This is a genomic window from Ectopseudomonas alcaliphila (genome assembly GCF_900101755.1).
Classification (GTDB): domain Bacteria; phylum Pseudomonadota; class Gammaproteobacteria; order Pseudomonadales; family Pseudomonadaceae; genus Aquipseudomonas; species Aquipseudomonas alcaliphila.
In genome coordinates this window covers 1,561,877-1,586,466 of record NZ_FNAE01000001.1, presented here as the reverse complement: position 1 = coordinate 1,586,466, position 24,590 = coordinate 1,561,877, and the positions used below count along the sequence as shown (strand labels likewise).

Genomic DNA, 24,590 nt, shown 5'->3' with positions numbered 1-24,590 from the left:
TCAGGCAGCTTTCTGGGCGGAAACGAATGCAGCCAGGCTCGCGACGTTGGCGAAGTGCTTGCGAGTGTCCTTGGCTTCAGCGTCGATCTTGATACCGAAACGCTTCTGGATCGCCAGCCCCAGCTCGAGGGCGTCCACCGAGTCCAGGCCAAGCCCTTCGCCAAACAGAGTCTGCTCCGCGCCAATGTCATCGGCGCTCATGTCCTCGAGGCCGAGGGCATCGATGATCAGGTTCTTGATTTCAAGTTGCAGATCGCTCATCTGAAGCGAGCTCCTTCATAAAGTGTTGGTGCAGATGGTCGTTGAGCTTGCGCGAAGCAATCGGCAATGGCGCCTGCTCGGTGAATTGGCGCGGATCGATATCCTCTCCGACCCGCAGCCGAAAGTGAAAACGGCGCGACGGAATGCTGTACCAGGGCTCAGCCTTGGTCAGCGTCGTGGGGGTCACGCTGATGACCACCGGGGTCACCACGCTGGCGCCGCGCACGGCAATCGCGGCGGCGCCACGATGAAACTCCGGGTTGGTGCCGGGTACGGTGCGGGTACCCTCGGGGAAAATGATCAGGGTTTCGCCGCTTTGCAGGGCGCCGGCCGCTTCGTCGAGCATGTCCATGCTGCCGCTGTTGCTGATGTAGTGGGCGGCGCGAATCGGCCCGCGCATGCAGGGGTTTTCCCACAGGCTCTGCTTGACCACGCAGTTGGCGTCGCGGATGAAGGCGATCAGCACGACCACATCGATCAGCGAGGGATGATTGGCGATCACCATCTGTCCGGGACGGCCCAGTCGTTCTGCGCCCTCGACCTCATAGGTGAGTACACCCGTGCGGAACATGAACTCGACGAATATGCGAAACGTGCGGCTGACCACGGCGCGTGCTCGGGTACGCCGACGCAGGGTGTCGCCGGGCAGCAGGCTGAGCAGCGGGAATACCAGCACGCGCAGCAGTACGCCGCCGACGCCGAACAGGGCGAAGCTCAGTGCGGTGGCGACAAGCCTCCATGCATAAGGCGGGCTGTAAGGGCTCAGGCCTCGTTGCGTGACCAGGTCCATTGGCGGTCTTTCCAGTAATGAATCAGCGTTCGCTGCCCGCCATGCAAGGCGCGCAACAGGTTCAGGGGGTGTGGCCAGGCGGCGGGTAAGCCGGATTCGGCGGGTGCGAGGCTCAAGGTCCAGGTTTTGCCCGGTTTCAGCAGCAAGGCCAGCGCGTAGGAGAAGGGTACGTCATCTATATAGGCTGTGTAGAGGTCGGGCGGTAACTCTTCCGCAATGACCAGCAGCACCGCGGGGGCGCCTTCGGCAAGCAGGCCGCTGGCTTCGAGCATGGCCTGTTCCAGGCCGTCGCCGGCAGCGGCCATGGCGGTCATCTCGCTATTGTCTTCACGCAGGATCGACCACAGACCGATGATGGCGTTATGCACCGACAGGCTGAATTGAGTGGGCGACAGCGGTTCGCCCTTCGCCAGCTCGTTGAGGATCGCCAGCGTGCGCGGCGTCTCGCCATGGCGTGAGGCGAACACCAGTGGCAGAGGGCCTTGCCCTTCGGCCAGCGGCCAGGCGACATGGAACAGCATCCGCGCCAGCCGGCTGAGGCGACGCCGTTGCATGGCGGGTAGAAAACTCACGTCCGGCTGCTGCTGGTCGTCGGGCACGACCACGGGGGCGTTGCACCAGGCACGCCAATCATCCTCTGACTCCAGGCCGGGGGCCCAGGCGCGCAATCCTTCGATCTGGAAATTCATAGCACGAGGCTTTTCGCCACTCCGGGCATACTGGTCGGCACGACAGGGCGCCTGAAAGAGGCGGCGTCAGTCAGTGCCATGGCATAGTGCCGGTATCTGTTCGGGCGGGCATTATCTAGATGCGCGCGGCACTGTGCAAATGTTGCGCAGCTTCTTCTGATGGGCGGATGATGGCGATGTGGCCTACGTCTCGTGCTTGTCATGGGCTTTGCATAAAATTCGGAACATTCCAGATCAGGGAGAGCGGCGATGCGACGTGTGGTGTTCAACCAGAAGGGGGGCGTGGGCAAATCCAGCATCGCCTGTAATCTCGCGGCGGTAAGTGCGGCGCAGGGCTACCGTACGCTGTTGATCGACCTGGATGCCCAGGCCAACTCGACCCACTACCTCACCGGGCTCACCGGTGAGGAAATTCCCATGGGCATTGCCGACTTCTTCAAGCAGACCCTGTCTTCCGGGCCTTTTGCCAAGAAGGGCAAGGTGGATATCTACGAGACGCCGTTCGACAACCTGCACGTGATCACCGCTACCGCCGAGCTGGCCGAGCTGCAGCCGAAGCTGGAGCAAAAGCACAAGATCAACAAACTGCGCAAACTGCTCGACGAACTGGCCGAAGATTACGACCACATCTACCTGGATACCCCGCCAGCACTGAATTTCTATACGGTTTCAGCCTTGATCGCGGCGGACCGCGTACTGATTCCCTTCGACTGCGACAGCTTCTCGCGCAACGCCCTGTACGGCCTGCTGGCCGAGATCGACGAGTTGAAGGAAGACCATAACGATGGTCTGGAGGTGGAAGGCATCGTCGTCAACCAGTTCCAGCCGCGTGCCACGCTGCCACAGCAACTGCTGGATGAGCTGATTGCCGAGGGCTTGCCGGTGTTGCCGGTGAACCTGATGAGTTCAGTGAAGATGCGCGAATCGCACCAGGTGTGCACGCCGCTGATCTATCTCGATGCACGGCACAAGCTGACCCAGCAATTCGTCGAGTTGCACGATCTGCTGAACGCGGCTGACTGACGCCGTCCAGGGCGGCTTGAGTAAAAGCCTTCAGCGCCCGCCAAACAGGAACGCCCCGATGTTATCGGGGCGTTCCTGTTTCAGCTTGATGCTTCAGAGTTTGTTGGCGGTTTCCTGAGCGATTTCCTTGAGACCGGCTTCCGTGATGGCTTTCCAGTCGCTATCGGTAACGGCTTGCATGCCATCGCTTTTCAGCGTGACGATCTCCATGTTCGGTTGGCCTGCAGCTTCGATGTTCAGGCGCGACTTGTTGTTGACCGTCACGTAGAAGAAGCCTGGCGAAAACCATGACCAGAACTCCTTGACGCGAACCTTCACCTCGGTAGCGCCAGCGGCGTTGGGCTCTGTCACCACGTCATAGCCGGCTTGCCGATAGGCAGAGGCCACGGACTCTTCGACCAGGGCGGAAACGGTGCGGCCAGATGGCAGCAAAACGTCCCCAAGCGCTTTGCCGTAGCCATTTCTCTTGCGACCAACGGCCCGCTCGGTGATCGAGCGGTCAGTCGTTTCCGCATTCTTCAGCGACGGGATGTCGGCCTGGTCAGGCTTGATTTCGAAAACGCGTTCATCGACTGCGCTGATGTACACCTTCTTGCCGTTGCCGGCTTCGGGGTTAGCGGCCAGCTCCAGTGACGGAACCTTCACATCGATCTCGGAACGACTCGTTGCGCAGCCAACGCAAAGCGCGAGCAGGAGTGTAACGGCGGCCATTCTGAACATCTTTTCCATACTCATAGAACTACTCCTTGAATGCATCGTTTTGGCCATTTAGGCGGGGGCGATTCTACAAGGACGATGGCTATTTGGCATCCATGCAGCTGGCAGCCGTGGCAGCGCAATCGAGTAGGTGTTTGGATGCCGGCTGCGGGCCTGCTGGTCGCTGTTCGGCAGACGGAGTTGTTACGGTATTGCAAAGGGCGGCCGGTGGGCCGCCCTGGGGGAGACGCATGGGGCGTGGATCGCCGGGCGGCTATCCAAACGCGAGGATCCTCGCGATGGTTTCAGCGCACCACGAACACGTCGCAGGGCGCCTTGTGCAGGAAGTGCTGCGCCAGGCTGCCCAGCAGGGCTTGGGAGAAGGCGCTGCGGCCGTGGCTACCGAGAACCAGCAGTTCGCCACGGCGCGTCTTGATCTGCTCCTGCAGGCTGCGCAGGATACCGCCCTGCAGCACTTCGTGGCTCAGCTTCGGACCGCCAGGCGGCAGGCTTTGCGCCTCGTCCTGCAGCAACTGATCGATCAGGCCGTGCTGGGTCTGAAGCTGCAGTTCGACCTCTTGCGGCGTGCCCTTGTCCGGCTCGAATACATGCAGGGCGTGTAGCTCGGCATCGCCGGGCAGCAGGCGATAGGCCTGGCCGAGGGCACTGCAGGCGCACAGGGAGAAGTCGATGGCCGCCAGCGCCCGCTTATATGGCTGGACGTCGTTGCGTGCGACCAGCAGCAGCGGCACGGTGCAGCGGCGGGCGATGCGATCGAGGCTGGTGCCGGAGAAGAAGTCATGGCGCTGGTGGTGCCCGCCCAGCACCAGCAGGTCGCAGCCACTGTCCTGAACCTGTTGCAGGACGACCTCCGAAGGTTTGCCGCTGAGCATGCGCAGTTCGGTGCCAGGTGGGGCATATTGGGTCAGGCTGCGATCCAGCGCTTGGCGCGCTTTTTCGTGCTGTTCGCTGCTCTGGCTGGGGTCGAGCACATGCAGGATGCTCAGGCGTGCGTTGTGCTGCTGAGCCAACTGCGTGGCACGGCACAGCGCCATGTCAGCGGTGTCGCGCAGATCGTGGGCAATAAGAATATGGTTGAACATGGTGACGGCTCTCCTGCCGATACCCTTCGGCAATTTTATTGTGCCTGTTCAGATAGCCGCTCTTTTGACCTATGGCAAGGTCGCAGACTGTTACCGATTGCGAATGCAGGTCGCGGCGCGGTTCAGCGTAAACGCAATTGGTAGTGACCGCGACTTTCTGCGACCACTTCTCCGTTGCCGTCGGTCAGTTGCAGTTCCAGCAGATACTCGGCCTTGCCTTGCTGGCTCGCCTGTTCTTCCAGGCGGGTGATTTCCTCGGCCGAGAGACGGGCCTCGACCTGTATGTCTCCCGTGGCCGGGCGGCGAAAGCGCAGGTTCATTTCCTTGATGATGGGGTAGAAGCGCTGGACGTCGAAGCTGGTCAGAAACAGCGCGCCACCGGGTATTTCCGCGAGGGTGAAGAGGGCGCCCGCGTACATGCTGCCGATATGGTTCTGGTTGCCTTGCAGGGGCATGCGCAGGCGTACGAAGCCTGGCTCCAGCGTCTCGGCCTTGAGGCCGCTGCGTTTGACGAAGGCGATCTGCTCTTCGGTGAGTTGGCGAGCGATTTCCACGGGCAGCGACATGGCGAAACTCCTTGAAAGGGCGTTTTGCCAGACTACGGGGTGGTTGGCCCGCTGCAATTGACCACAGCGCCCGTGGCGACTGACCGAAGCGCTCAAGAGCCCCAGACACGTAGCCCGGATGCAATCCGGGAAATTGCGTGCCGGCTATCCCCGGATTGCATCCGGGCTACAGGTGCATTCTAGATGCCCTGCTGACGTAACCAGGCCTGCAGTTGCGGCAGCGGCATGGCGCCGCTCTGGCGGGCGACTTCGACGCCGCCCTTGAACAGGATCAGGCTGGGAATGGAGCGGATGCCGAGTTGCCCGGCCAGGTTGGGGTTGGCTTCGCTATCGAGTTTACCGAGGCGGCAACGGCCTTGCAGTTGTGCGGCGGCCTGCTGGAAGGTCGGTGCAAAGGCCTGGCAGGGACCGCACCAACTGGCCCAGACGTCCACCAGCAGCGGCAGGTCGCCCTTCAACTGGCTGGCGAAGTTGGCTTGGGTGAGCGTGATGGGCGCAGCAGGCAGCACTTCACTCTTGCAGCGGCCGCAGCGTGGGGCATCGCTCAGACGCTCGGCGGGAATGCGGTTGAGCCCGTTGCAGTGCGGGCAGGGGATCAGCAGGGGATCGGACATGGGGCGAGGCTCCGTGGGTCATGCGCTTTAGATGGAGCCATCGCCTGCGGATATCAAGTCAGACCGGCGTCAGTGGGAAGAACCAGGGGATGACCAGGGTGGCCACGCCCCACAGCAGCAGGTTGAGAGGAATGCCGACCTTCATGAAGTCGGTGAAGCGGTAGCCACCGGCGTTGTAGACGAAGGTGTTGGTCTGGTAGCCGATGGGCGTGGCGAAGCTGGCGCTGGCGGCGAACATCACCGCGACCACGAAGGCGCGCGGGTCGATGCCCAGGTGCTGGGCCAGGCCGATGGCGATGGGCGTGATCAGCACCGCCACGGCGTTGTTCGACAGCATTTCGGTGAGCACTGAGGTCAGCAGATAGATCAGGCTCAGCATCAGCAGTGGGCCGGCCCAGGGCAGCCAGCCCATGAGGTTCTCCACCAGCAGCTTGACCAGGCCGACCTTGTCCATGGCGATGCTGATGGCCAGCATGCCGAAGATCAGGCTGAGGATCTTCCAGTCCACCGCCTTGTAGGCGTCCTCCACGTCCAGGCAGCGAGTGGCCAGCACGGTGACTGCGCCGATGATCGCCAGGCCCTCGATGGGCATCACGCCGAAAGCGGCCAGCAGCATCACGGCCAGGGTCGAGAGAATGGCGATCGGCGCCTTGTCGCGACGGAAGGCGCGCTCCTGCACGGCGTTGAGGCTGATTAGCTCGCCGTTGTCGGCGAAGCGTTTGATCTGCGCAGGGGTGCCCTCGACCAGCATCACGTCGCCGAATTGCAGCTCGAAATCATCGAGGTTGCCCTGCACGTTTTCGTCCTGGCGATGCACGGCGAGTACGGCGATGCCGTAGCGCGCGGTGAGGTCCAGATCGCGCATCGGCCGGTGGCTGTAGCGTGAGTTGCGCCCGACTATGGCTTCGGCAAGGATCACGTCGTGGCTGCTGATGGTCTCGAAGGCGTCACCACGGTTGAAGCTCAGGTGGCCACTCTCGCGCAGCTCCACCACATCCTTGACCTGGCCGTGCAGCACCAGGCGGTCGCCGCTGGCCAGCAGGGTGTCGGCGCCGGGGGCGGTCAGCTCCTGCTCTTCACGGAACAGTTTGAGCACCTGCAGGCCGCTGCCGCCGTTGAGGTTGGCGTCGTGCAGCGTCTTGCCGATCATCGGCGAGTCATGCGGCACCAGCAGTTCGGTCATGAAGGTGCGCGACAGGTCGGGGCGCAGCTGGCGCGACAGGGTCTCGCGCTCTGGCAGCAGGTGGCGGCCGATGGTCAGCAAGTAAAGCATGCCGACCGTGGCCAGGATCAGACCCGCACCGGTGATCTCGAAAATGCCGAAGGGCTCCATGCCGGCCTTGCGTGCTACGCCGTCGACCAGGATGTTGGTCGATGTGCCGATCATGGTCAGGGTGCCGCCGAGGATGGTGGCGTAGGACAGCGGAATCAGCAGTTTGGATGGCAGGGTGCCGGCGCGGCGCGCCAGGGCGATCGCCACCGGGGTGAGGATAGCCACTACCGGCGTGTTGTTCAGGCAGGCGGATACCACCAGTGCGGTGACGGTGAGGCCGGTGAGTACGCGAATCGGGCTGGTGCCGACCAGATTGCCCAGCCAGTTACCGAGGGCGTCGATGCAGCCGGTGCGCTCCAGCGCGGCGGACAACACGAACATGCAGGCGATGGTGACGGGGGCCGAGTTGGACAGCACGCTGAGCACTTCGCCTGGCGTCAGCAGCTGGCTGACCAGCAAGGCGGCCACGGCGATGGCGGCGACGATGTCCGGGCTCCACTTTTCGCGAACGAAGGCATAGAGCACCCAGACCAGCAGGGCGCCGACAAACAGCAGGGGCAGGGAGTCCCAGAGCATGAAAATCCTTAGAACCGGCCTCTGATCGGCTAGGCGGCCTGGCTGTTTGGGCAGCAGGTCCCGGCCAGCAGGATCGGGGACAGATTCTTTGCGTCGAATCTCGTGTGAGGTATCGGGCACGCACTGGGCGGCCTGGCAGGGCGCCAAGATAGAGGGGTTCTTTTAGATAGTCTAAGAATGTTTGGGCAGATTGATATGCCATTTCGATTTAATAGATAAGACGTCCAGCTTGGGTGGCTGGCGCGTTATCCACCAACCTGAGCTGATTGTTTTAGTAGGGCGGGTGCAACCCGCTGGCAGCGGTGATGGGTTCTATCCTGCGCGGTCGCGGACTGTTGGTGCGCGCGGCGCACCCTACGGCCAGGGGCACGCCATATTTACGACGAACAGCTGATCTCCAGGTGCTTGCCCCACTCCGGCGGGCGTTCGGCATAGCGTTGCATATCGGGTTGCTCGTCGAACGGTCGTGACAGCACGCTGTGCAGTTCGCGCACCGGGCCATAGTCGCCGCCCTCGGCCGCTTCGATGGCCTGCTGCGCCAGGTAGTTGCGCAGGATGTAACGGGGGTTGATCGCGTGCATGCGCGCCTGGCGTTCGCTCTGCTCGCCACCTTCCAGGGCGTAGCGCGCCAGGTAGTCCTGGCCCCAGGCATCGAAGCCCGCAAGGTCGACGAAATCCTCACGCACGACTTTCAGCGCTTCGGCAGGCGCCTGTTCGCCAAGGCGGCGGAAGAACAAGGTGTAGTCGGTGGATTTACCGGCCTGCATCAGTTGCAGCAGGCGCTGGATCAACGCTTCATCCTCATCCTCGGCGCTGGTGAAGCCCAGGCGCTTGCGCATCAGGTCGAGGTAGTGTGCCTGATACAGCGGCAGGAACAGGTCCAGCGCCTCACGCAGTTTGTCCACGGAGGCGAATGGGGTCATGGCCTGGGCCAGAGCGGCGAGGTTCCAGTGCGCGATGGGCACCTGGTTGCTGAAGCTGTAGCGGCCAGTGTCGTCGGAGTGGTTGCAGATGTGATTGGCGTCGAAGTCGTCGAGGAAGGCATAGGGGCCGTAGTCGAAGGTGATGCCAAGGATCGACATGTTGTCGGTGTTCATCACGCCATGGCAGAAGCCATAGGCCTGCCAGTGGGCGATCATTGCGGCGGTGCGTTCGATCACCTCGCGCAGCAGCGCCAGCCAGGGTTCGTCCTGTTCCAGGCAATGCGGGAAGTGGCAGGCCATGACGTGTTCGCCAAGGGTCTTCAGGTGCTCGTGCTGGCGCGTGTAGTAGAAGTATTCGAAGTGGCCGAAGCGCACATGGCTCTGCGCCAGGCGCATCACCATGGCGGCGCTTTCCTGCTTCTCGCGCCACACTGGCGTGCCAGAACCTGTCACGCACAGCGCTCGCGAACTGGGGATGCCCAGGGCGTGCAGGTGTTCGCTGGCGAGAAATTCACGGATCGAGCTGCGCAGCACCGCGCGGCCGTCGCCCATACGCGAGTAAGGCGTCATACCGGCGCCTTTGAGGTGCAGATCCCAATGTTCGCCGCTCTGGTTGACCACTTCGCCGAGCAGCAGGCCACGACCATCGCCCAGGCGTGGGGTGTAGCCGCCGAACTGGTGGCCGGAATAGACCATGGCGCGAGGTTCGGCCTCTTCCCACAGCTTGTGCCCGGCGAACAGTTCGGCGAACTCGGGGCGCTGTGCCTCTGCAGGGTTGAGATCGAGCAGGGCCATGGCCGCCTCGCTCGCCACCACCAGGCGTGGCTGCTCGATGGGTTCGGGCAGCACCTCGGTGGAGAAGGCATCACCAAGGCGGGCGAAGCGGTTGTCGAAGGTCAGCGTGTCGAGATTTTTCACCTGGGCTCCTGACTGCTTAAGGCGTTGTGGGCGGCTGGGGTGTTTGTTGCACCCCGGCGGCTCCTGCGGCGGCGGCCTTGGCCAGACTCTTCTGGTCGAGCTTCTGCTCGCCATGCTCGAGATTCTTTACGTACACCTCGACCTGGCGGAAGGCGATGTTGATGCCGTTCTTCGGGAACTCGCGGTCGATGAAGCGGTTGATCTCGTCGGTGGCCGGGTTGCGGTCGCCGAGGTCGCGCACGTGGATACGCAGCTCGTGGTCGAGCGTACTCTCGCCAAAATTGAGGAAGTAGACGATGGGCGCCGGCTCCTTGAGCACTCGCGGGTTTTCCTGCGCTGCCTGCAGCAGCAGCTTGCGCACCAGGTCGAGGTCCGAACCATAACCGACGCCGACCTTGAGGGTGACGCGGGTAACCGTGTCGCTCAGCGACCAGTTGATCAACTGGCCGGTGATGAAGGTCTTGTTCGGAACGATGATTTCCTTGTGGTCGAAATCGGTGATGGTGGTGGCGCGGATGCGGATCTTGCTCACCGTGCCGGAGAGGTTACCGATGGTCACCACGTCACCAATACGCACCGGGCGCTCGAACAGGATGATCAGGCCGGAGATGAAGTTGGCGAAGATTTCCTGCAGGCCGAAGCCCAGGCCGACCGATAGCGCCGCCACCAGCCACTGCAACTTGTCCCAGCTCACCCCCAGCGTCGACAGCGTGGTGACGATGCCGATGGCCACCAGCGCATAGGACAGCAGGGTGGTGGTGGCATAGGCGCTGCCCTGCGCCAGGCGCATGCGTGACAGCACCAGTACCTCAAGCAGGCCGGGCAGGTTGCGGGCCAGGGCCACGGTGATGGCGACGATGATCAGTGCACCGATCACGTCCATCAGGCTGATGGGCACCAATGTCGCGCTGTCCCCGGAGCCGCTGCTGTATTCGTAGAGAGTGACCGTATCGAGGTAGGTGAATACGCCGATCAGATCGGCCCAGACCGCGTACAGGCAGACCAGGAAACCGCCGAGCAGGGCCAGGCGGATCAGGCGCAGGGACTGCTGGTTGACCTGCTCGATGTCCAGAGTGGGCTCTTCCACCGGTGCTTCGCCATCCAGGCTTTCCTTGCTCTGCGCCTGGCGTTTGGCCAGGGCGCGCTGATAGGCCAGGCGCCGTGCCGCCACACTCAGGCCGCGTACCAGCGTGGCTTCGACGATCAGCAGGATGATCAGCAGGTACAGGGTATCGATCAGCCGGTCGGTGAGCTTGAGTGCGGTGTAGTAATAGCCGAAGGCGACTGCGCCGATCAGCGCCAGCGGCAGCAGGTTGAACAGCACGCCGACGCCGGTGCGCAGCCCCGAGGTGTTCTCGCGCAGCGGTGCGCTGAACAGCAGGTGGAACAGCAGCCAGGCCATCAGGGCATAGCAGCTCAGCACCACGATGATGCCGATCACGTCGCCGGCCAGGCTCGCCGGCTGGTGCTCGGCGATGCTCACCACGGCCACCAGGGCCATCACCACCAGCCCCAGGCGACGCAGGTGCTGACGGAAGAAGGCGACGTTGGCCGGTGGCCAGTGGAAGTGCAGGATGGCCACGCCATCCGGGGAGAGAATCCGGTGCAGGGTGTAGAACACCAGCCAGGCCTCGGCCATCTCGTAGAGCGCGGCGCCCAGGTAGAGGTTCTGCCCGCGTGCATCATGCAGCAGAGCGTAGCCGCACAGTGCCAGGAACAGCGTTACCGGCAACGCCAGGATGATGTTGAGTCCCAGCGCCATGGGCGTGTGCAGCTGGCTGTCGTGCTTGTAATGACCAATGTCGCCATGCAGCGCGCCGAGCTTGCTGAACAGGTACTGGCGCCGCCAGAGGATCAGGGCGCAAAGCAGAATCAGCGGCAGGAACACCAGCGGGCGCTCGAACAGGCCGGCGCCGAGCTCGCTGATGGCCAGGCCCCAGGGCATGTTGGCCAGTTGCTGCTCGAGACGACGCGGTGCCGATTTCAGCCAGTCCAGATCGAGTGGCTTGTTGCTGGGAATCCAGAACATCTGCTCGTCGATGGTGGCGCGTAGGCTGCTTGCCGTGTTTTCCAGCTCCTTCTGATTGAGCTGCAGGGTGATCGACTCGTTGAGCAGCGCATTCAGCGAGCGGTTGAGGCGATCGAGCAATTCACGCCGGGTATTGAGTTGGTCGCGCAGTGCGCTGCGCAGTGCCGGCGTGACCTCCTCGCTCGGTTGGCCGCTGAGCAGATTGTCCACATAGCGGGCGGGGTCGCTGATCTCCTCACGCTGCTTGTTCAGCTCGAACTGGTAGAGGCGAATATCGGCGATCTCGTTGGCGAGTGAGCCCTCTTCGAGTTTCAGCTTCGGTAGCGCTTGCTTCTGCTGGTAGAGCACCCTCGACAGCAGCAGGCTGCCTTGCAGCACCCGGATCTGCTCATCAAGCGCCTGGTTGGCCTGGTTGAGGTTGTCCAGCTGCTGGCGGGTTTGCAGGTTCTGCTCGGTCAGTCCATTGAGGCGATCTGTCGCGCGCAGCAGGTAATCGGAGAGCTTGAGGTTGAGCGTACTTTCCCGGGCCAGCAGTTTGTCCGAGCTGGCGCGCTCGGCCTCACGCGATTGCTCGGCGACGGTCTGTTCCGATTCTGCGCGGCGGCGTTCGTTGATCAGGCTTTGCAGTGCCTGGCGTTCCTGCTCCGCACGATTGATGCGCTCCTCGAACAGGGCCCGCTGTGCGCTGCCGAGGTCCTGTAGCAGGCTGTTGCCGGCCAGTTCCTGGCGGCGCAGCTGGGTTTGCGCCGCGAGCAGCGAGAGCTCTGCAGTGAGTTGATTGCGGCGCTCCTGAGTCAACGCCTTGCCATCGAAGCGACCGCTCTTGAGGCCGTCGTTGATCAGCTGGCTGCGTGTCTGGTTCTGGCTGATCTCCGCCTGGGCGCGCTCCGGCCGGGTCTGTGCGGTGATCACCAGGCTGTTGGCCTCGATGATTGCCTTGTTCCATTCGCTGAGCTGAGTGGAGCGCTCGCTCAGTAGTTGCTCGAGCTGAGCGAGCGAGGTTCGTGCGTGGCGCTCGGCGATCTGCTGTTCTGGGCTGGCCTTGAGCTTGTCCAGTTCACGCTGTGCTTCGCTGATCAGGCGTGGCGCCTCGTCCAGTTGTTTGCGCAAGTCGTTGAGGCGCTGGTCGGCGGTTTGCCGGTCCCGCAGCATGCGCAGCGTTTGTTCGAGGGTCTGCTTGAGCGCCAGTTGCTCGGCTTCCGGCAGTTTGCGATCAGCCAGGCTGTCCAGGCTCTGCTGCACGCTCTCTGCTGTCGGTGGTTCTTCGGCGAACACGGGTGGGATGCCGATGAACAGGGCAAACAGAACGGCTGCTAGGGAAAGGCGCGACAGATGCATGGTCGATTGATCTACTGAGTGAACGGCAACGATGGAGAATACCTGTGGCACAACGAAGACGCGGGCCCTTGTGGCCCGCGCGTGATGCTGATGCTAGCAGAGTCCTGGCAGGTAGTTTTCAACTGCTTGCTAGAAGTGCAGCCCGGGGCCAGGGCGTGTGCCTTCTGGGAATCTGACGCCGACTTTACGCACCTTGTTCCCCTCCATGGCCGCGACCGTCCAGGTCAGGCCCTGCCATTCCACCTGGTCACCCACTACCGGTTCGCCACCGATTTCGTGAGCGATGAAGCGGCCCAGCGGCTGATTGCCCTCCACCTCATCCAGTTTGAGGCCGTAGAGCGAGGCAACCGCGCTCAGTTCGGCGTCGCCTTCCAGCACGAAATCACCGAAGAAGCGCAGGTCCTGACCCCGCTTGGGTGCCTGGCTGAACAGCTTGCCAAGGGCCGGCAGGTCGTGCTCGTGGCCGATCACGCAGAGCAGATCCCCTGCTTCCAGGCGGGTACTGCCGGAGGGGTGAAGCAGGTCACGGCCACGGAACAGCGCGGCGATGCGGGTGCCCTCGGGCATTTTCAGCTCACGCAGGGCCGCGCCGATGCACCATTTTTCCGCGCCGAGTCGATAGACGAACAGCTCCCACTGGCTGGTCGGGTGTACTTCCAGGCCGGCGCGTGACACGGGGACGGGCTCTGGCGGTACGGTGACGCGCATCAGCTTGGCGGCCAGCGGCAGGCTGGTGCCCTGCAGCAGCAGGGAGATGATCACGATGAAGAACGCCACGTTGAAGAACAGCTGCGCATTGGGCAGGCCGGCCATCAGCGGGAACACCGCGAGGATGATCGGCACGGCGCCGCGCAAGCCAACCCAGGCGATGAAAATTCGCTCGCGGTCATGGAAGGCACGGAACGGCAGCAGGCCGAGGAAGATCGACAGCGGTCGCGCGAAGAGGATCATCCACAGCGCCAGGGCCAGGGCCGGCAGGGCGATGGGCAGCAGCTCGTGCGGCGTGATCAGCAGGCCGAGGACCAGGAACATGCCAATTTGCGCCAGCCAGGTGAGGCCATCGAGCATATGCAGAATGCCGTGGCGCGAGCGGATCGGCCGGTTGCCCAGCAACAGCCCGCACAGGTAGATGGCCAGGATGCCGCTGCCGCCCACGGCGGTGGTGATGGCGAAGATGATCAGGCCGCCGCTGACCACCAGTAGCGAGTAGAGACCCGCGGCCAGTTCCATGCGATTGACCAGCTTGAGCAGCAGCCAGCCCCCGCCCAGGCCCAGCAGGGCACCCAGGCCGAACTGCTGCACCAGTTGAATCGGCAGATCCCAGCTGAAGCCGGTCTGGCCGCTCGCGAGCATGGCGATCAGGGAAACGGTGAGGAACACCGCCATCGGGTCGTTGCTACCCGACTCGATTTCCAGCGTGGAGCTGACCCGCTCGTTGAGGCCGCGTCCGCCGAGCAGGGAGAACACCGCAGCAGCATCGGTGGAGCCGACTATGGCGCCGATCAGCAGGCCTTCCAGCAGGGTCAGGTTGAACAGCCAGGCGGCGGCCAGACCGGTCAGGCCCGCGGTTATCACCACCCCCAACGTCGCCAATGAGAGCGAGGGCCACAAGGCCACGCGGAAGCTGGAAACCCGGGTGCGCATACCGCCGTCGAGCAGGATCACCGCCAGCGCCAGGTTGCCGACCAGGTAGGCCAGGGGATAGTTGTCGAAGACGATGCCGCCGGGGCCATCAGTGCCGGCCAACATGCCGACGCCGAGGAAGATCACCAGAATGGGGATGCCAAAACGCGTCCCGAACGCGCTGACCAGAATACTGACCGCTACCAGCAATGCGCCGATCAAGAACAGATTATTGATGGCGCTGGCATCCAACTGCGCGTACTCCTGGCTGGGAAACGTGGGGCGCCGCTATGCATGGCGCGTGCCAGGGATTCTAACCGTAGCCTTCCTACCGCTGTCAAAAAGGTTATTACATTTTTCTAAATGGCCCCGAAGCGCCCCGCGCTGGGTCGCCCGGGGCCTTTGGCTCAGCTTCAGAACCAGGTGTCCTGCATGCCCAGGCAGGTATCGTCGCGTGCTTCGAGAATGGCCAGGTCGTGATGGCAGCTTGGCACTTCCCAGGTCAGAAAGTAGCGCGCGGCTTGCAGCTTGCCGCGGTAGAAGGCCTGCTCGTCGGCATTGTCCGCGCGGGCCAGGCCCTGCTCGGCGCGAATCGCCTGCTCCAGCCAGCGCCAGCCGATCACCATGTGACCGAATACTTTCAGGTACAGCGCCGAGTTGGCCAGCGCCTGGTTGATCTTGCCGCTCATCAGGTCGCCCAGTAGCGCCAGGGTCACCGCCTGCAGGCGAGCCAGCAATTGCTCCAGCGGCTGGCGCAGGGCAGTGAGCGATTCGTGCTCGCTGGCGCGCTGGCAGCAGTCGTTGATCAGCTTGAGCAGTTGCTTGAGCGCGGCGCCGCCGTTCTGCGAGACCTTGCGTCCGAGCAGGTCGAGCGACTGGATGCCGTGGGTACCCTCGTGAATCGGGTTGAGGCGGTTGTCGCGGTAGTACTGCTCCACTGGGTATTCACGGGTGTAGCCGTGGCCGCCGAGTATCTGGATGGCCAGCTCGTTGGCCTTGAGGCAGAACTCCGACGGCCAGGATTTGACGATGGGGGTGAGCAGATCGAGCAGTTCCAGGGCGCGGGTGCGCTCTTCGGCGGTTTCCAGTGTGTGGGTATCGTCGAACAGCCGTGCGGCATACAGGCCGAGGTCGAAGGCGCCTTCGACGTAGGCCTTCTGCGTCAGCAGCATGCGGCGTACGTCGGCGTGCTCGACGATGGAAATCTGCGGGCTGCTCGGGTCCTTGCCGTCCGGCTGGCGGCCCTGCGGGCGGTTGCGCGCATAGTCCAGCGAATAGAGGTAGCCGGCGTAGCCGAGCATGATCGCGCCCATGCCGACGCCGATGCGCGCCTCGTTCATCATCTGGAACATATAGGACAGGCCAGCATGCGGCTTGCCCACCAGGTAGCCGACGCACTCGCCGTTGTCGCCGAAATTGAGCGCAGTGGAGGTGGTGCCGCGCCAGCCCATCTTGTGGAACAGGCCGGCCAGGGTCACGTCGTTGCGCGCGCCCAGGCTGCCGTCGTCATTGACGTGGAATTTGGGCACCAGGAACAGGCTGATGCCCTTCACCCCGGGCGGTGCGTCCGGCAGCTTGGCCAGCACCATGTGCACGATGTTCTCGGAAATCGGCTGGTCGCCGCCGGAGATGAAGATCTTGTTGCCCTTGAGGCGGTAACTGCCGTCGGCGTGTGGTTCGGCCTTGGTGCGAATGTCCGAGAGCGAAGAGCCGGCGTGCGGCTCGGTCAACGCCATGGTGCCGAAGAAGCGGCCATCGATGATCGGCTGCAGGTAGCGGTCTTTTTGCTCCTGACTGCCGAAGGCCTCGATCAGGTTGGCCACGCCCATGGTCAGCATCGAATAGGAGCTGGTGGCGATGTTGGCCGACTGGAAGTGGGCGAAGCAGGCCTGCGACAGCAGGTTGGGCAGTTGCATGCCGCCATGCTCGAAATCGCGGGTGGCGTTGAGAAAGCCGGCTTCGTGGAAGGCACGCAGGGCCGGTTCGACTTCCGGGATCAGCACCGCGGCGCCATCGACGTACTGCGGCTCGTGCTCGTCGTTCTTGCGGTTGTGCGGGGCGAACAGCTCCTCGGCGATACCGCGCGCGGTGCTGATAGCCGCATCGAAGGTTTCGCGGTTGTGATCGGCGAAGCGCGGACGCTGGGTCAGGGCTTCGGCGTCGAGCACCTCATAGAGTTCGAACGCCAGGTTGCGGGAGCTGAGCAGGGTCTCGGACATGGAACGGGCCTCCAGATGATCGACCGAGTCTAGGCAGTCAGTCGCCCGGCTGCCCAGCATCATCAGTGGCGGTGATAAAGCACCACACCACCCTGCCAGCCCGGGATCGTAGGAGCGGCTTCAGCCGCGATGTGCTTCGAAGCCCCGTCCCAGCTCATGGGTCAGCTCTGCAGCCGGCATCACTCTACAATTGGCGACATTCTGTCCCGCCCATAACGGCGAAAAGTCCCCGCTAACTTGTGCTTCGGCCGCCGCGCGCAATGGCGCGATGGCCGCAGTGGCCAGGGGAAAGGCGGGCGCCTGCGTGCTCAGCGGCCCCAGCTCGCGCATCAGGCGATTGACGATGCCGCGCGCCGGGCGCCCACTGAACAGGTTGGTCAGCGCCGTGTGGCGAGCCGCCGGGCTCTGCAGCGCCGCGCGGTGCAGGACGCTGGTCGTGGCTTCCGGGCACAGTAAATAAGCGCTACCAACCTGTACGCCTGCTGCGCCTAGGGCCATGGCAGCGGCCACGCCACGGGCATCGCTGATGCCGCCGGCGGCGATCACCGGCACCGACAGTGCATCCACCAGCTGCGGTAACAGGGCGAAGGTGCCTAGCTGGCGGCTCAGGTCGAAATCGAGAAAGTGCCCGCGATGGCCGCCGGCTTCCAGGCCTTGGGCGATCACCGCATCGACGCCACGTTCCTGTAGCCACAGCGCTTCGTCCAGGGTGGTGGCGCTGGAGAGGATCTTGGCCCCGCTGCGGCGTACTCGCTCCAGCAGGTCAGGCTGCGGCAGGCCGAAGTGGAAGCTGACCACCGCAGGGCGGAACTCCTCCACCAGTGCGGCCGCGTCGTCGTTGAATGGCAGGCGCCCAGGCCCGCTGGCAATGCTCGCCGGGTCCACGCCCAGCTCGTCGTAGTAGGGCGCCAGCGCTTGGCGCCAGCCAGCCTCGCGGGCCGCGTCTGGCTCGGGCGGCACATGGCTGAAGAAGTTCAGATTGAACGGGCGCTCGGTCAGGCTGCGCATCGCCTGCAGCTCCTGGCGCAGGGCTACGGGTGTGAGCATGGCGCAGGGAATCGAGCCGAGGCCGCCGGCCTGGCATACGGCGGCAGCCAGGCGGTGATCCTGCGAACCGGCCATTGGCGCCTGGATCAGGGGAAGTTCGCTGCCGAGCAGCTTTTGCAGGGGCATGGCGGGGTTCTCGCTGTCCATGGAGGAGCGTGCAGCCTAGGCCTTGAAGGTGCACTGGAGCAAGCCGCGATGCGAGTTGTCGGCGGCCTGTTAAACTGCGCGCCTGATTCGAGGACTCCCGCATGAACTACCGCCACGCCTTCCATGCCGGCAACCACGCCGATGTGTTCAAGCACCTGGTGCTGACCCGCCTGATCGCCCTGCTGTCGCGCAAGGAGGCGCCCTTCGCCTACCTCGACAGCCACGCTGGCATTGGCCTCTACGACCTGCGGGGCGACCAGGCCAGCCGTACCGGCGAATATCAGGAGGGTATCGCTCGTCTGTGGCAGGCCACGCAACTGCCGGATGCGGTGCAAGCCTACCTGGAGGTGGTGCGAGCGATGAACCCGAATGGCGAATTGCGCTATTACCCCGGTTCGCCAGAGCTGGCACGCCTGCTGACTCGCGAGCAAGACTCTCTGCAGCTCAACGAGAAGCACCCCGAGGACGGCCGTCTGCTCAAGGACAACATGCGCGGTGACCGCCGCGTCGCTGTGCACCTGGGTGAGGGCTGGCACGTGCCGCGCGCGCTGATGCCGACTCGGGAGAAGCGCGTGCTGCTGCTGATCGATCCGCCGTTCGAGAAGGCCGACGAGCTGCAACGCTGCGTCGAGGCCTTGAACGAAGCGCATGGGCGCATGCGTCAGGCCATCGTGGCGATCTGGTACCCGATCAAGGACGAGCGTCAGTTGGCGCGCTTCTACCGCGACCTGGGCAAGAGCGCCGCGCCCAAGTTGCTGCGCGCCGAGCTTTACGTGCATGCGCCGGACGATGCCACGCGCCTGAGCGGCTCGGGCCTGGTGATCAGCAACCCGCCATGGGGTCTGGAAGATGAACTCAGGCAGCTTCTACCCTGGTTGGCCGATGTGCTTGGCCAGAGTCAAGGCGGCTGGCGCCTGGATTGGTTGATAGAAGAAGCGCCAAGCGGCAAGTCATAAGCGCGCAGCCCGGATGAAATCCGGGAGCCGTGGCCCCCGATCCCCGGATTGCATCCGGGCTACAAGGGGCTCAAGCGGGCTTGTGGTTGGGCTCGATGTGGTAGCTCAGGTTGCGCCGCGGGCTGAGGTATTCCAGTACCTCCAGCGGTAGCTGCGAGGGGCGCAGGCTGCGGGCGATGGCGAGCTTCGGCTCCTGGACAAGATCGACGATCAGGGCTTCCTGCTTGGGCGTGTCGGCGTCGTAGAGAATCAGCGTCGGTTTCAGTGCCTGAGTCGGGTTCATGCCCAGCACCAGCGCATAGCGCTCATCTTCCAGCTGCACCAGGCTGCCTGGTGGGTAGATGCCCATGACGCGAACGAAGGCCTTCAGCGCCACCTCGTCGAAGCGCTCACGCTGCTGCTTGAACATCAGCGCCAGGGCCTCGTGTGGGCTCAGGGCCTGGCGCGGGTCGAGCGGGTTGCACAGCCCGTCGAAATGATTGGTGATGGCCACCAGACGACTCAGGCGACCGATAGCGGCCTCGCGCAGCCCACGCGGATAGCCACTGCCGTCACAGTGCTCGTGATGTTCATGGATGATGCGCAGCACCTCGTCATCGAGCATCAGTTTCTGCCCCATGCGCAGGCCGAAGTCGGTGTGCATCTGCAGCAGTTGCTGCTCCGGGCGGCTCAAGGGTTCGGGCTTGAGCAGCACCTTGCTCGGCACTTCCAGCTTGCCGATGTCGTGCAACAGGGCGCCGAGGCCGAGGCTATGACAGGCCTCGCTGTCGAGTCCGAGCTGGCGCCCGAGCAGCAGGGACAACACGGTGACGTTGAGGGCATGGAAGTAACTGTCCTCGGCCGCCTTGCCAGTGATGCCATGCAGCACCACGCCGGGCGCCCCGAGCAGGGTCTCGACCATCTCGCCGACGATGGCCCCGGCCTGGCGCATGGCGTCTTCCGGGCGGCTGCGCAGGGTCTGGCTGAGCGTCTTGATGCGTTGACTGGCCTCGATGAAGCGGCGATCCACCTCGGCCAGGCGGCTGCGCAGGTGACGCAGTTTCTCCACGCGTTCCTGGCGTGCCTGACTCTCCGGATCGACCGGCGGTTCTTCGACAGGAGGGGCGGTGACGCTGTCGACGAGAGAAGGGGGCGGGCAGTCGCTACGCGCTGGGTCATAGCGCAGCTGCTTCAGGTTGAGCGCGCGCAAGGCGCGAATCTGCGCTTCGTCCTTGATCTTGAAGTTGCTGAAGGCGAAATCATGCTCCCACCAGCTCAGGTCCAGATGAACGTAGAGGCCGACGCAAAGCTGATCGGGGGTGATGGTGGGCAGAGGGGCGGGCATGCCGGGCTCGTCGGTCGATGGCTAATTGCCCGCAGTTTAGACCGGCTGATGGCCTGAAGACATTAGTTGTTCAGGCCATCACGTCGATGCTGTTGCCCAGGTTGGGTGGGTTGCTGGGGGCGCTGACCGGCGCAGCTGACTGCACCAGCCCGGTGATGTTGGCGGCCTGCAGCTCCAGGGTCTTGCGCAGCAGCAGAAGCGACATTTGCGCGGAGATTTGCGCCGATGCCTGACTCGATACCTGGCTGGAAATGCTGCTCAGCTCCACGACCCGTTACCCCGTGCTCAAGATTCAGGAGGTAGACATACGCCTGTTCCGCCCAGGCCGCAATAGCCGCCCGGATTCTTCGCCAGGTATTGCTGGTGATAGGTCTCGGCGTAGTAGAAGGTCGGCGCCTCGGCGATTTCAGTGGTGATGCTGCCCACTCCGGCCTTGTCCAGCTCAGCCTGGAAGCGTGCCTGGCTGGCTTTGGCGGCGCTCAGCTGAGCGTCGTCCTGGCAGTAGATCGCCGAGCGGTACTGGGTGCCCTGGTCGTTGCCCTGGCGCATGCCCTGGGTCGGGTTGTGCACTTCCCAGAACACCTTGAGCAGCGCTTCGAAGCTGGTCTGCTGCGGATCGAACACGACCAGTACCACTTCGGTGTGTCCGGTCAGGCCAGAGCAGACTTCCTCGTAGGTAGGGTTGGGCGTGAGGCCGCCGGCATAGCCGACCGCCGTGCTGAACACACCGGGCTGTTGCCAGAAGCGTCGTTCGGCGCCCCAGAAACAACCGAGGCCGAACACCGCCTGTTGCAGGCCGGCGGGGAAGGGCGCCTTGATCGGGTTGCCGTTGACATAGTGGGTGTCTGCCACGGGCATCGCCTCTGCGCGGCCGGGCAGGGCCTGCTCGGCAGTCGGCAGGACATCCTTGTTAACGAGAATCTGGGAACGCAGAACCATGGCGGTCTCCTGGAAGTGGGTGGGTAGTGGACTACGCGCAGTGCGGCGTATTACGTCCGTTGGTCGGCCTGTGGCCGACAGGGGTAGCGGCGCAGACTGTCGATCAGTTCGCGGCCAGGAATCGGTTTGTCGAACAGGTAGCCTTGGCCGACGTCGCATCGCTGACGGCGCAGGAACGCGAGCTGGGCGCCGGTCTCGATGCCTTCTGCGACCACCTTGAGCTTGAGGTTGTGGGCCATGGCGATCACCGCCGAGGTGATCTCCATGTCGTCCTGGTTGTCGGGAATGTCCTTGATGAAGCTGCGATCGATCTTGATCACGTCGATGGGGAATTTCTTCAGGTAGCTGAGCGAGGAATAACCGGTGCCGAAGTCGTCCATGGCCAGGGTCAGGCCCAGGCTCTTGAGGCGGCCGAGCTGGTGGCGGGTGTCCTCGGTGGCTTCCAGCAGCAGGCTCTCGGTCAGCTCCAGCTCCAGCAGGCGCGGGTCGAGCTGTTCTTCGTGCAGGATGGCGGCGATGGAGCCGACCAGATCTGGGTCGGAGAACTGTTTGGGCGACAGATTGATCGCCACCTGCAGTTCGCCCATGCCGATGGCGGCGATCTGCTTGCTCATGCGACAGGCCTGGCGTACCACCCATTTGCCAATGGGAATGATCAGGCCGGTTTCCTCGGCGACGCTGATGAACTGGTCAGGGCGGATCATGCCCTTCTCCGGGTGGTGCCAGCGCAGCAGCGCCTCCATGCCCAGCAGCTGGCCGTTTTTCAGGCACAGCTTGGGCTGGTAGAACACCTCCAGCTCACTCTGGGTCAGGGCTCGGCGCAGGTTGTTCTCGACGAACAGCTTGTAGTTGGCCTCGGCATTGAGCTCTTCGGTGAACAACTGCACCTGATGCTTGCCGTTGGCCTTGGCCTTGTGCAGGGCCAGGCCGGCGTGCTTCATCAGCGTCTGTGGGTCGTCGCCGTGTTGCGGAGCCAGGGCCAGGCCGAGTGAGCCGGTGATGCTGATCAACTGGTTATCGACGAACAGCGGCTTGTCCAGGGTCTGCAGCACCTGATGAGCGACACGCAGGCCCGCGTCCTGATCGCAACCGTCGAGCAGGATGGCGAATTCGTTGCTGGCGAAGCGTGCCAGGGTGCCCTTGGCGCCGAGGCTGTTGCGCAGGCGTCGGGCCAGGGCCGAAAGCAGCTTGTCGCCGGTCTGGTGGCCGAGGCTGTCGTTGATCCGCTTGAAGTTGTCGATGTCCACCAGCAGCAGGACGAGCGGCTGCTGCGTATTGTCAGCGAAGCGTTGTTCGAGACTGCGGATAAACGAGGGGCGATTGCCCAGGTTGGTCAGGTTGTCGGTATAGGCCAGGCGCTCGATGCGTTGCTGGGCCAGCTTGGCTTCGGTGACGTCCTCGTAGATGCCGATGTAGTGGGTCAGCTCGCCGTCGTCGCCATACACCTTGGATATCGACAGATGGCCCCAATAGGGGTCCAGGTTCTTGCGCCGGCTGCGGAACTCGCCCTGCCAACTGCTGTGCTCGGCGAGGCTGGAACGGGCATCGAACAGCAGGTCGCTGAGGTTGGCCAGGGCGGGCAGTTCGGAGAGGCGATGGCCGCAGACCTCGTCGCTGCTGTACAGAGTGATGGCCGTGAAGCTGGGGTTGACGTACTCCACCCGGCCGTCGCGGTCGACCAGCAGAAAGGCGCTGGCGCTCTGTTCGACGGCGCGCTGGAACAGATGCAGGGCGTTGGTGGCGCTGCGTTTCTGCTGATTGATCAGCACCTGGGCGAACTGATCGGCCAGCTCGCCGGCGAAGGCGATCTCGTCGGCCTGCCAGGTGCGTGGGCCGCCGATATGCTCCAGGCAGAGTACGCCGACCACCTCGCCTTCGATGCGTATGCTGGCGTCGAGCATCGAGCAGATGCCCTGCGGCTGCAGGTAGCCGGCGGCCAGTTCGCAGGTGCGCGGATCGCGCTGGGCGTCGTGTGCGTCGATGGCGCGGCCGCTGTGCAGCGCTTGCAGATACTGCGGGACGTTACGCGCGTTTATCGGCGGCAGTTGTTCGTGCTGGTCCAGGTCGCGGCGGTACAGCGACACGGAATCCAGGTGATGACTGCCCAGCTTCCAGATGCCTGCGCGAGCGACACCGTAGACCTCGCAGGCGGCCTGGGTGATCAGTTCGGCCGCTTCCCGCTGCGGGTCGCTGGAGGCGTAGCGCTGGCGCGCCAGGCGCACGATCAGTTGCTGCTGGGTGCGTGAACGGGCGAGGTGTTGCAGGTGGTCATTCTGGGTGCGCTGATATTGCTGCAGCGAGCTGCGCAGTTGCTGATTCTGCGTGTGCAGTTCCTGTTCGGCAGGGGCGTACTGATCGAGGCTCTCGTCCGCCACCAGCAGGTAGCCACGCAGTAACTGGCGGTTGCGCTGTTTGAAGGGTTCGCCCATTTCCAGCAGGGTCAGCGCGCCCTGTGGCGTATGCAGGGTGTAGCGCACCAGGTAATGCGGACCTTGCAGCAGTTGCTGCTGGATGGTGTCGTGCAGACGGTAGCGCGCCTCGGGCTCCATCAGACTGGCGTAGGGGGCGTCCACCAGCGCGCAGAGATCGCTGGCGCTGATACCCAACTGACGTTCGCAGGCCGGGTCGAGAAACAGCAGCGCCCAGCTTGGCTCGTTCAAGCGCTCGAAACGCAACATGCCGAGCCGCGAGGGCACTGGCAACTGCGTCACAACCTCGGCTGCCGAGCGTGCGCTGGCATCGGGATGGCTTTTCATTGGGCGGTGGGCTTCCAGTATGCTGACCAGGCGAGGCATCCGTTCTCAGTACAGGGTCGCTGCTGCCAGAAGGTGCAGCGACACGGACGGAGGCTAGGGCTCAGGCCTACTTCACTATAGCGTTCGGCAAGGGTGCATCATGCAAGCGAGACTGACAAGAAAACTCATGGCCTTGGTGCTTGGCGGAGCACTTTTTACGGCCATACCCGCGGTTGCCAGCGCCGATGACGCGGCAGCGCTGCAGGGCGCCGAACAGGCCGCTTATCTGGACGGGCTCAAGCGTCTTTATCTGACCGACAACGAGCGCAATGCGTTGCTCGCGCACAGCAACGCATTGCTGGAAACCTACGCCCTGCGCGCTGGCTACCAGGTTGGCCAGGCGCAGCGGCAGGATCTGCTGTACCGCTTGAATGTCGGCAATGCCGGCGAGCTTATCCTGCGCGAGGAGAGTCGTGGCGCGCAGGGCACCGCCATCTCGGTGCGCAATCAGCGTGTTGCGGTGTTCGGTATCGATCCGTTCATCCGCTACGAGTGTCCGACCGGCGGTATCCGCTGTGTGCTGTTCAATCCGGCTGATGGCAGTCCGTTGCTGAGCATCGTGCGTGACCACCAGGGGGCTGGTGAGTTGGCCAAGGCGTTGAGCTTTCTGATTCGCAACGTGCAGAAAGGATAAGGCAGCCACAAGCCACACGCTCGCATCAGCGAGGCGTTCCTCCGTGGAGTGTTCGCGGCGCCCCTGATTTGCTCTTGCTTGGAGCCTGTACTTCGACGCTTGCCACT

Annotated in this window: 20 protein-coding genes; 3 read left to right on the top strand and 17 right to left on the bottom strand. The window is 63.7% G+C overall.

Annotated elements, in window-relative coordinates; genetic code table 11:
- Genes BLR77_RS07460 through BLR77_RS07450 form a run of 3 tightly spaced genes read right to left on the bottom strand, consistent with a single transcriptional unit; the run spans position 1 to position 1,740 of the window.
- Positions 1 to 261, bottom strand: a complete 261-nt coding sequence (locus BLR77_RS07460) for a phosphopantetheine-binding protein (protein WP_017678587.1) — start codon at positions 259 to 261, stop codon at positions 1 to 3.
- On the bottom strand, positions 242 to 1,051 hold the full coding sequence (locus BLR77_RS07455) for a lysophospholipid acyltransferase family protein (RefSeq protein ID WP_174578057.1): 810 nt from the start codon (positions 1,049 to 1,051) through the stop codon (positions 242 to 244). The genes BLR77_RS07460 and BLR77_RS07455 overlap by 20 nt, the downstream gene beginning before the upstream one ends.
- On the bottom strand, positions 1,024 to 1,740 hold the full coding sequence (locus BLR77_RS07450) for a beta-ketoacyl synthase chain length factor (protein ID WP_074676381.1): 717 nt from the start codon (positions 1,738 to 1,740) through the stop codon (positions 1,024 to 1,026). Before BLR77_RS07450 ends, BLR77_RS07455 begins: the two co-directional genes overlap by 28 nt.
- A gap of 249 nt (positions 1,741 to 1,989) precedes the next feature.
- On the opposite strand from BLR77_RS07450, the gene BLR77_RS07445 reads away from it, so the two are divergent.
- Positions 1,990 to 2,763 (top strand): ParA family protein, encoded by a 774-nt coding sequence (locus tag BLR77_RS07445; RefSeq protein WP_074676379.1) that lies wholly within the window; start codon positions 1,990 to 1,992, stop codon positions 2,761 to 2,763.
- 93 nt (positions 2,764 to 2,856) lie between these two features.
- On the opposite strand, the gene BLR77_RS07440 is transcribed toward BLR77_RS07445, so the two are convergent.
- The 10 genes from BLR77_RS07440 to BLR77_RS07395 all read right to left on the bottom strand — a co-directional run bounded on the left by BLR77_RS07440 (position 2,857) and on the right by BLR77_RS07395 (position 17,814).
- Positions 2,857 to 3,498, bottom strand: a complete 642-nt coding sequence (locus tag BLR77_RS07440) for a flagellar biosynthesis protein (protein WP_074676377.1) — start codon at positions 3,496 to 3,498, stop codon at positions 2,857 to 2,859.
- Positions 3,499 to 3,764: 266 nt separating this feature from the next.
- A complete protein-coding gene (locus BLR77_RS07435) occupies positions 3,765 to 4,562 on the bottom strand; it encodes a universal stress protein (protein ID WP_074676375.1) in 798 nt (265 codons plus the stop codon).
- Positions 4,563 to 4,684: 122 nt separating this feature from the next.
- Positions 4,685 to 5,128, bottom strand: a complete 444-nt coding sequence (locus BLR77_RS07430) for a PaaI family thioesterase (protein WP_074676374.1) — start codon at positions 5,126 to 5,128, stop codon at positions 4,685 to 4,687.
- A gap of 179 nt (positions 5,129 to 5,307) precedes the next feature.
- On the bottom strand, positions 5,308 to 5,742 hold the full coding sequence (gene trxC / locus BLR77_RS07425; RefSeq protein ID WP_074676372.1) for a thioredoxin TrxC: 435 nt from the start codon (positions 5,740 to 5,742) through the stop codon (positions 5,308 to 5,310).
- A 58-nt stretch (positions 5,743 to 5,800) separates the two neighbouring features.
- A complete protein-coding gene (locus tag BLR77_RS07420) occupies positions 5,801 to 7,591 on the bottom strand; it encodes an SLC13 family permease (protein WP_074676371.1) in 1,791 nt (596 codons plus the stop codon).
- Positions 7,592 to 7,968: 377 nt separating this feature from the next.
- A complete protein-coding gene (gene selO / locus BLR77_RS07415; protein ID WP_074676369.1) occupies positions 7,969 to 9,432 on the bottom strand; it encodes a protein adenylyltransferase SelO in 1,464 nt (487 codons plus the stop codon).
- A gap of 16 nt (positions 9,433 to 9,448) precedes the next feature.
- Complete coding sequence (gene mscK, locus BLR77_RS07410; protein WP_074676367.1) at positions 9,449 to 12,799, bottom strand: mechanosensitive channel MscK; 3,351 nt, start codon at positions 12,797 to 12,799, stop codon at positions 9,449 to 9,451.
- A 129-nt stretch (positions 12,800 to 12,928) separates the two neighbouring features.
- Positions 12,929 to 14,674, bottom strand: a complete 1,746-nt coding sequence (locus BLR77_RS07405) for a potassium/proton antiporter (RefSeq protein WP_074676365.1) — start codon at positions 14,672 to 14,674, stop codon at positions 12,929 to 12,931.
- 161 nt (positions 14,675 to 14,835) lie between these two features.
- Positions 14,836 to 16,641 carry an acyl-CoA dehydrogenase gene (locus BLR77_RS07400; protein WP_074676363.1) on the bottom strand — a complete coding sequence of 602 codons (1,806 nt, stop codon included), beginning with the start codon at positions 16,639 to 16,641 and terminating at the stop codon, positions 14,836 to 14,838.
- 120 nt (positions 16,642 to 16,761) lie between these two features.
- Positions 16,762 to 17,814 carry an NAD(P)H-dependent flavin oxidoreductase gene (locus tag BLR77_RS07395; RefSeq protein WP_074676802.1) on the bottom strand — a complete coding sequence of 351 codons (1,053 nt, stop codon included), beginning with the start codon at positions 17,812 to 17,814 and terminating at the stop codon, positions 16,762 to 16,764.
- Between the two features lie 122 nt (positions 17,815 to 17,936).
- On the opposite strand from BLR77_RS07395, the gene BLR77_RS07390 reads away from it, so the two are divergent.
- Complete coding sequence (locus BLR77_RS07390) at positions 17,937 to 18,791, top strand: 23S rRNA (adenine(2030)-N(6))-methyltransferase RlmJ (protein ID WP_074676361.1); 855 nt, start codon at positions 17,937 to 17,939, stop codon at positions 18,789 to 18,791.
- Between the two features lie 70 nt (positions 18,792 to 18,861).
- Here the strand turns inward: BLR77_RS07390 and BLR77_RS07385 are convergent, their stop codons facing one another.
- From BLR77_RS07385 to BLR77_RS07370, 4 genes are all read right to left on the bottom strand, one after another.
- On the bottom strand, positions 18,862 to 20,115 hold the full coding sequence (locus BLR77_RS07385) for a cyclic di-GMP phosphodiesterase (protein WP_074676359.1): 1,254 nt from the start codon (positions 20,113 to 20,115) through the stop codon (positions 18,862 to 18,864).
- 70 nt (positions 20,116 to 20,185) lie between these two features.
- Entirely contained in the window at positions 20,186 to 20,383 is a 198-nt protein-coding gene (locus BLR77_RS07380) for a putative motility protein (RefSeq protein WP_017678604.1), read from the bottom strand.
- A gap of 17 nt (positions 20,384 to 20,400) precedes the next feature.
- A complete protein-coding gene (gene msrA / locus BLR77_RS07375) occupies positions 20,401 to 21,054 on the bottom strand; it encodes a peptide-methionine (S)-S-oxide reductase MsrA (protein ID WP_074676357.1) in 654 nt (217 codons plus the stop codon).
- A gap of 50 nt (positions 21,055 to 21,104) precedes the next feature.
- Positions 21,105 to 23,810, bottom strand: a complete 2,706-nt coding sequence (locus BLR77_RS07370; RefSeq protein WP_074676356.1) for a putative bifunctional diguanylate cyclase/phosphodiesterase — start codon at positions 23,808 to 23,810, stop codon at positions 21,105 to 21,107.
- 166 nt (positions 23,811 to 23,976) lie between these two features.
- On the opposite strand from BLR77_RS07370, the gene BLR77_RS07365 reads away from it, so the two are divergent.
- Positions 23,977 to 24,483 (top strand): hypothetical protein, encoded by a 507-nt coding sequence (locus tag BLR77_RS07365; protein WP_074676354.1) that lies wholly within the window; start codon positions 23,977 to 23,979, stop codon positions 24,481 to 24,483.
- Positions 24,484 to 24,590 lie beyond the last annotated feature (107 nt).

Coding starts and splice junctions, on each gene's coding strand:
- BLR77_RS07390 (WP_074676361.1), top strand. CDS start 17,937: ATGAACTACCGCCACGCCTTCCATGCCGGCAACCACGCCGATGTGTTC.
- msrA (WP_074676357.1), bottom strand. CDS start 21,054: ATGGTTCTGCGTTCCCAGATTCTCGTTAACAAGGATGTCCTGCCGACT.
- BLR77_RS07420 (WP_074676371.1), bottom strand. CDS start 7,591: ATGCTCTGGGACTCCCTGCCCCTGCTGTTTGTCGGCGCCCTGCTGGTC.
- BLR77_RS07445 (WP_074676379.1), top strand. CDS start 1,990: ATGCGACGTGTGGTGTTCAACCAGAAGGGGGGCGTGGGCAAATCCAGC.
- BLR77_RS07430 (WP_074676374.1), bottom strand. CDS start 5,128: ATGTCGCTGCCCGTGGAAATCGCTCGCCAACTCACCGAAGAGCAGATC.
- BLR77_RS07370 (WP_074676356.1), bottom strand. CDS start 23,810: ATGAAAAGCCATCCCGATGCCAGCGCACGCTCGGCAGCCGAGGTTGTG.
- BLR77_RS07450 (WP_074676381.1), bottom strand. CDS start 1,740: ATGAATTTCCAGATCGAAGGATTGCGCGCCTGGGCCCCCGGCCTGGAG.
- BLR77_RS07400 (WP_074676363.1), bottom strand. CDS start 16,641: ATGTCCGAGACCCTGCTCAGCTCCCGCAACCTGGCGTTCGAACTCTAT.
- BLR77_RS07395 (WP_074676802.1), bottom strand. CDS start 17,814: ATGCCCCTGCAAAAGCTGCTCGGCAGCGAACTTCCCCTGATCCAGGCG.
- trxC (WP_074676372.1), bottom strand. CDS start 5,742: ATGTCCGATCCCCTGCTGATCCCCTGCCCGCACTGCAACGGGCTCAAC.
- BLR77_RS07460 (WP_017678587.1), bottom strand. CDS start 261: ATGAGCGATCTGCAACTTGAAATCAAGAACCTGATCATCGATGCCCTC.
- BLR77_RS07365 (WP_074676354.1), top strand. CDS start 23,977: ATGGCCTTGGTGCTTGGCGGAGCACTTTTTACGGCCATACCCGCGGTT.
- BLR77_RS07440 (WP_074676377.1), bottom strand. CDS start 3,498: ATGAGTATGGAAAAGATGTTCAGAATGGCCGCCGTTACACTCCTGCTC.
- mscK (WP_074676367.1), bottom strand. CDS start 12,799: ATGCATCTGTCGCGCCTTTCCCTAGCAGCCGTTCTGTTTGCCCTGTTC.
- BLR77_RS07385 (WP_074676359.1), bottom strand. CDS start 20,115: ATGCCCGCCCCTCTGCCCACCATCACCCCCGATCAGCTTTGCGTCGGC.
- BLR77_RS07435 (WP_074676375.1), bottom strand. CDS start 4,562: ATGTTCAACCATATTCTTATTGCCCACGATCTGCGCGACACCGCTGAC.
- BLR77_RS07455 (WP_174578057.1), bottom strand. CDS start 1,051: ATGGACCTGGTCACGCAACGAGGCCTGAGCCCTTACAGCCCGCCTTAT.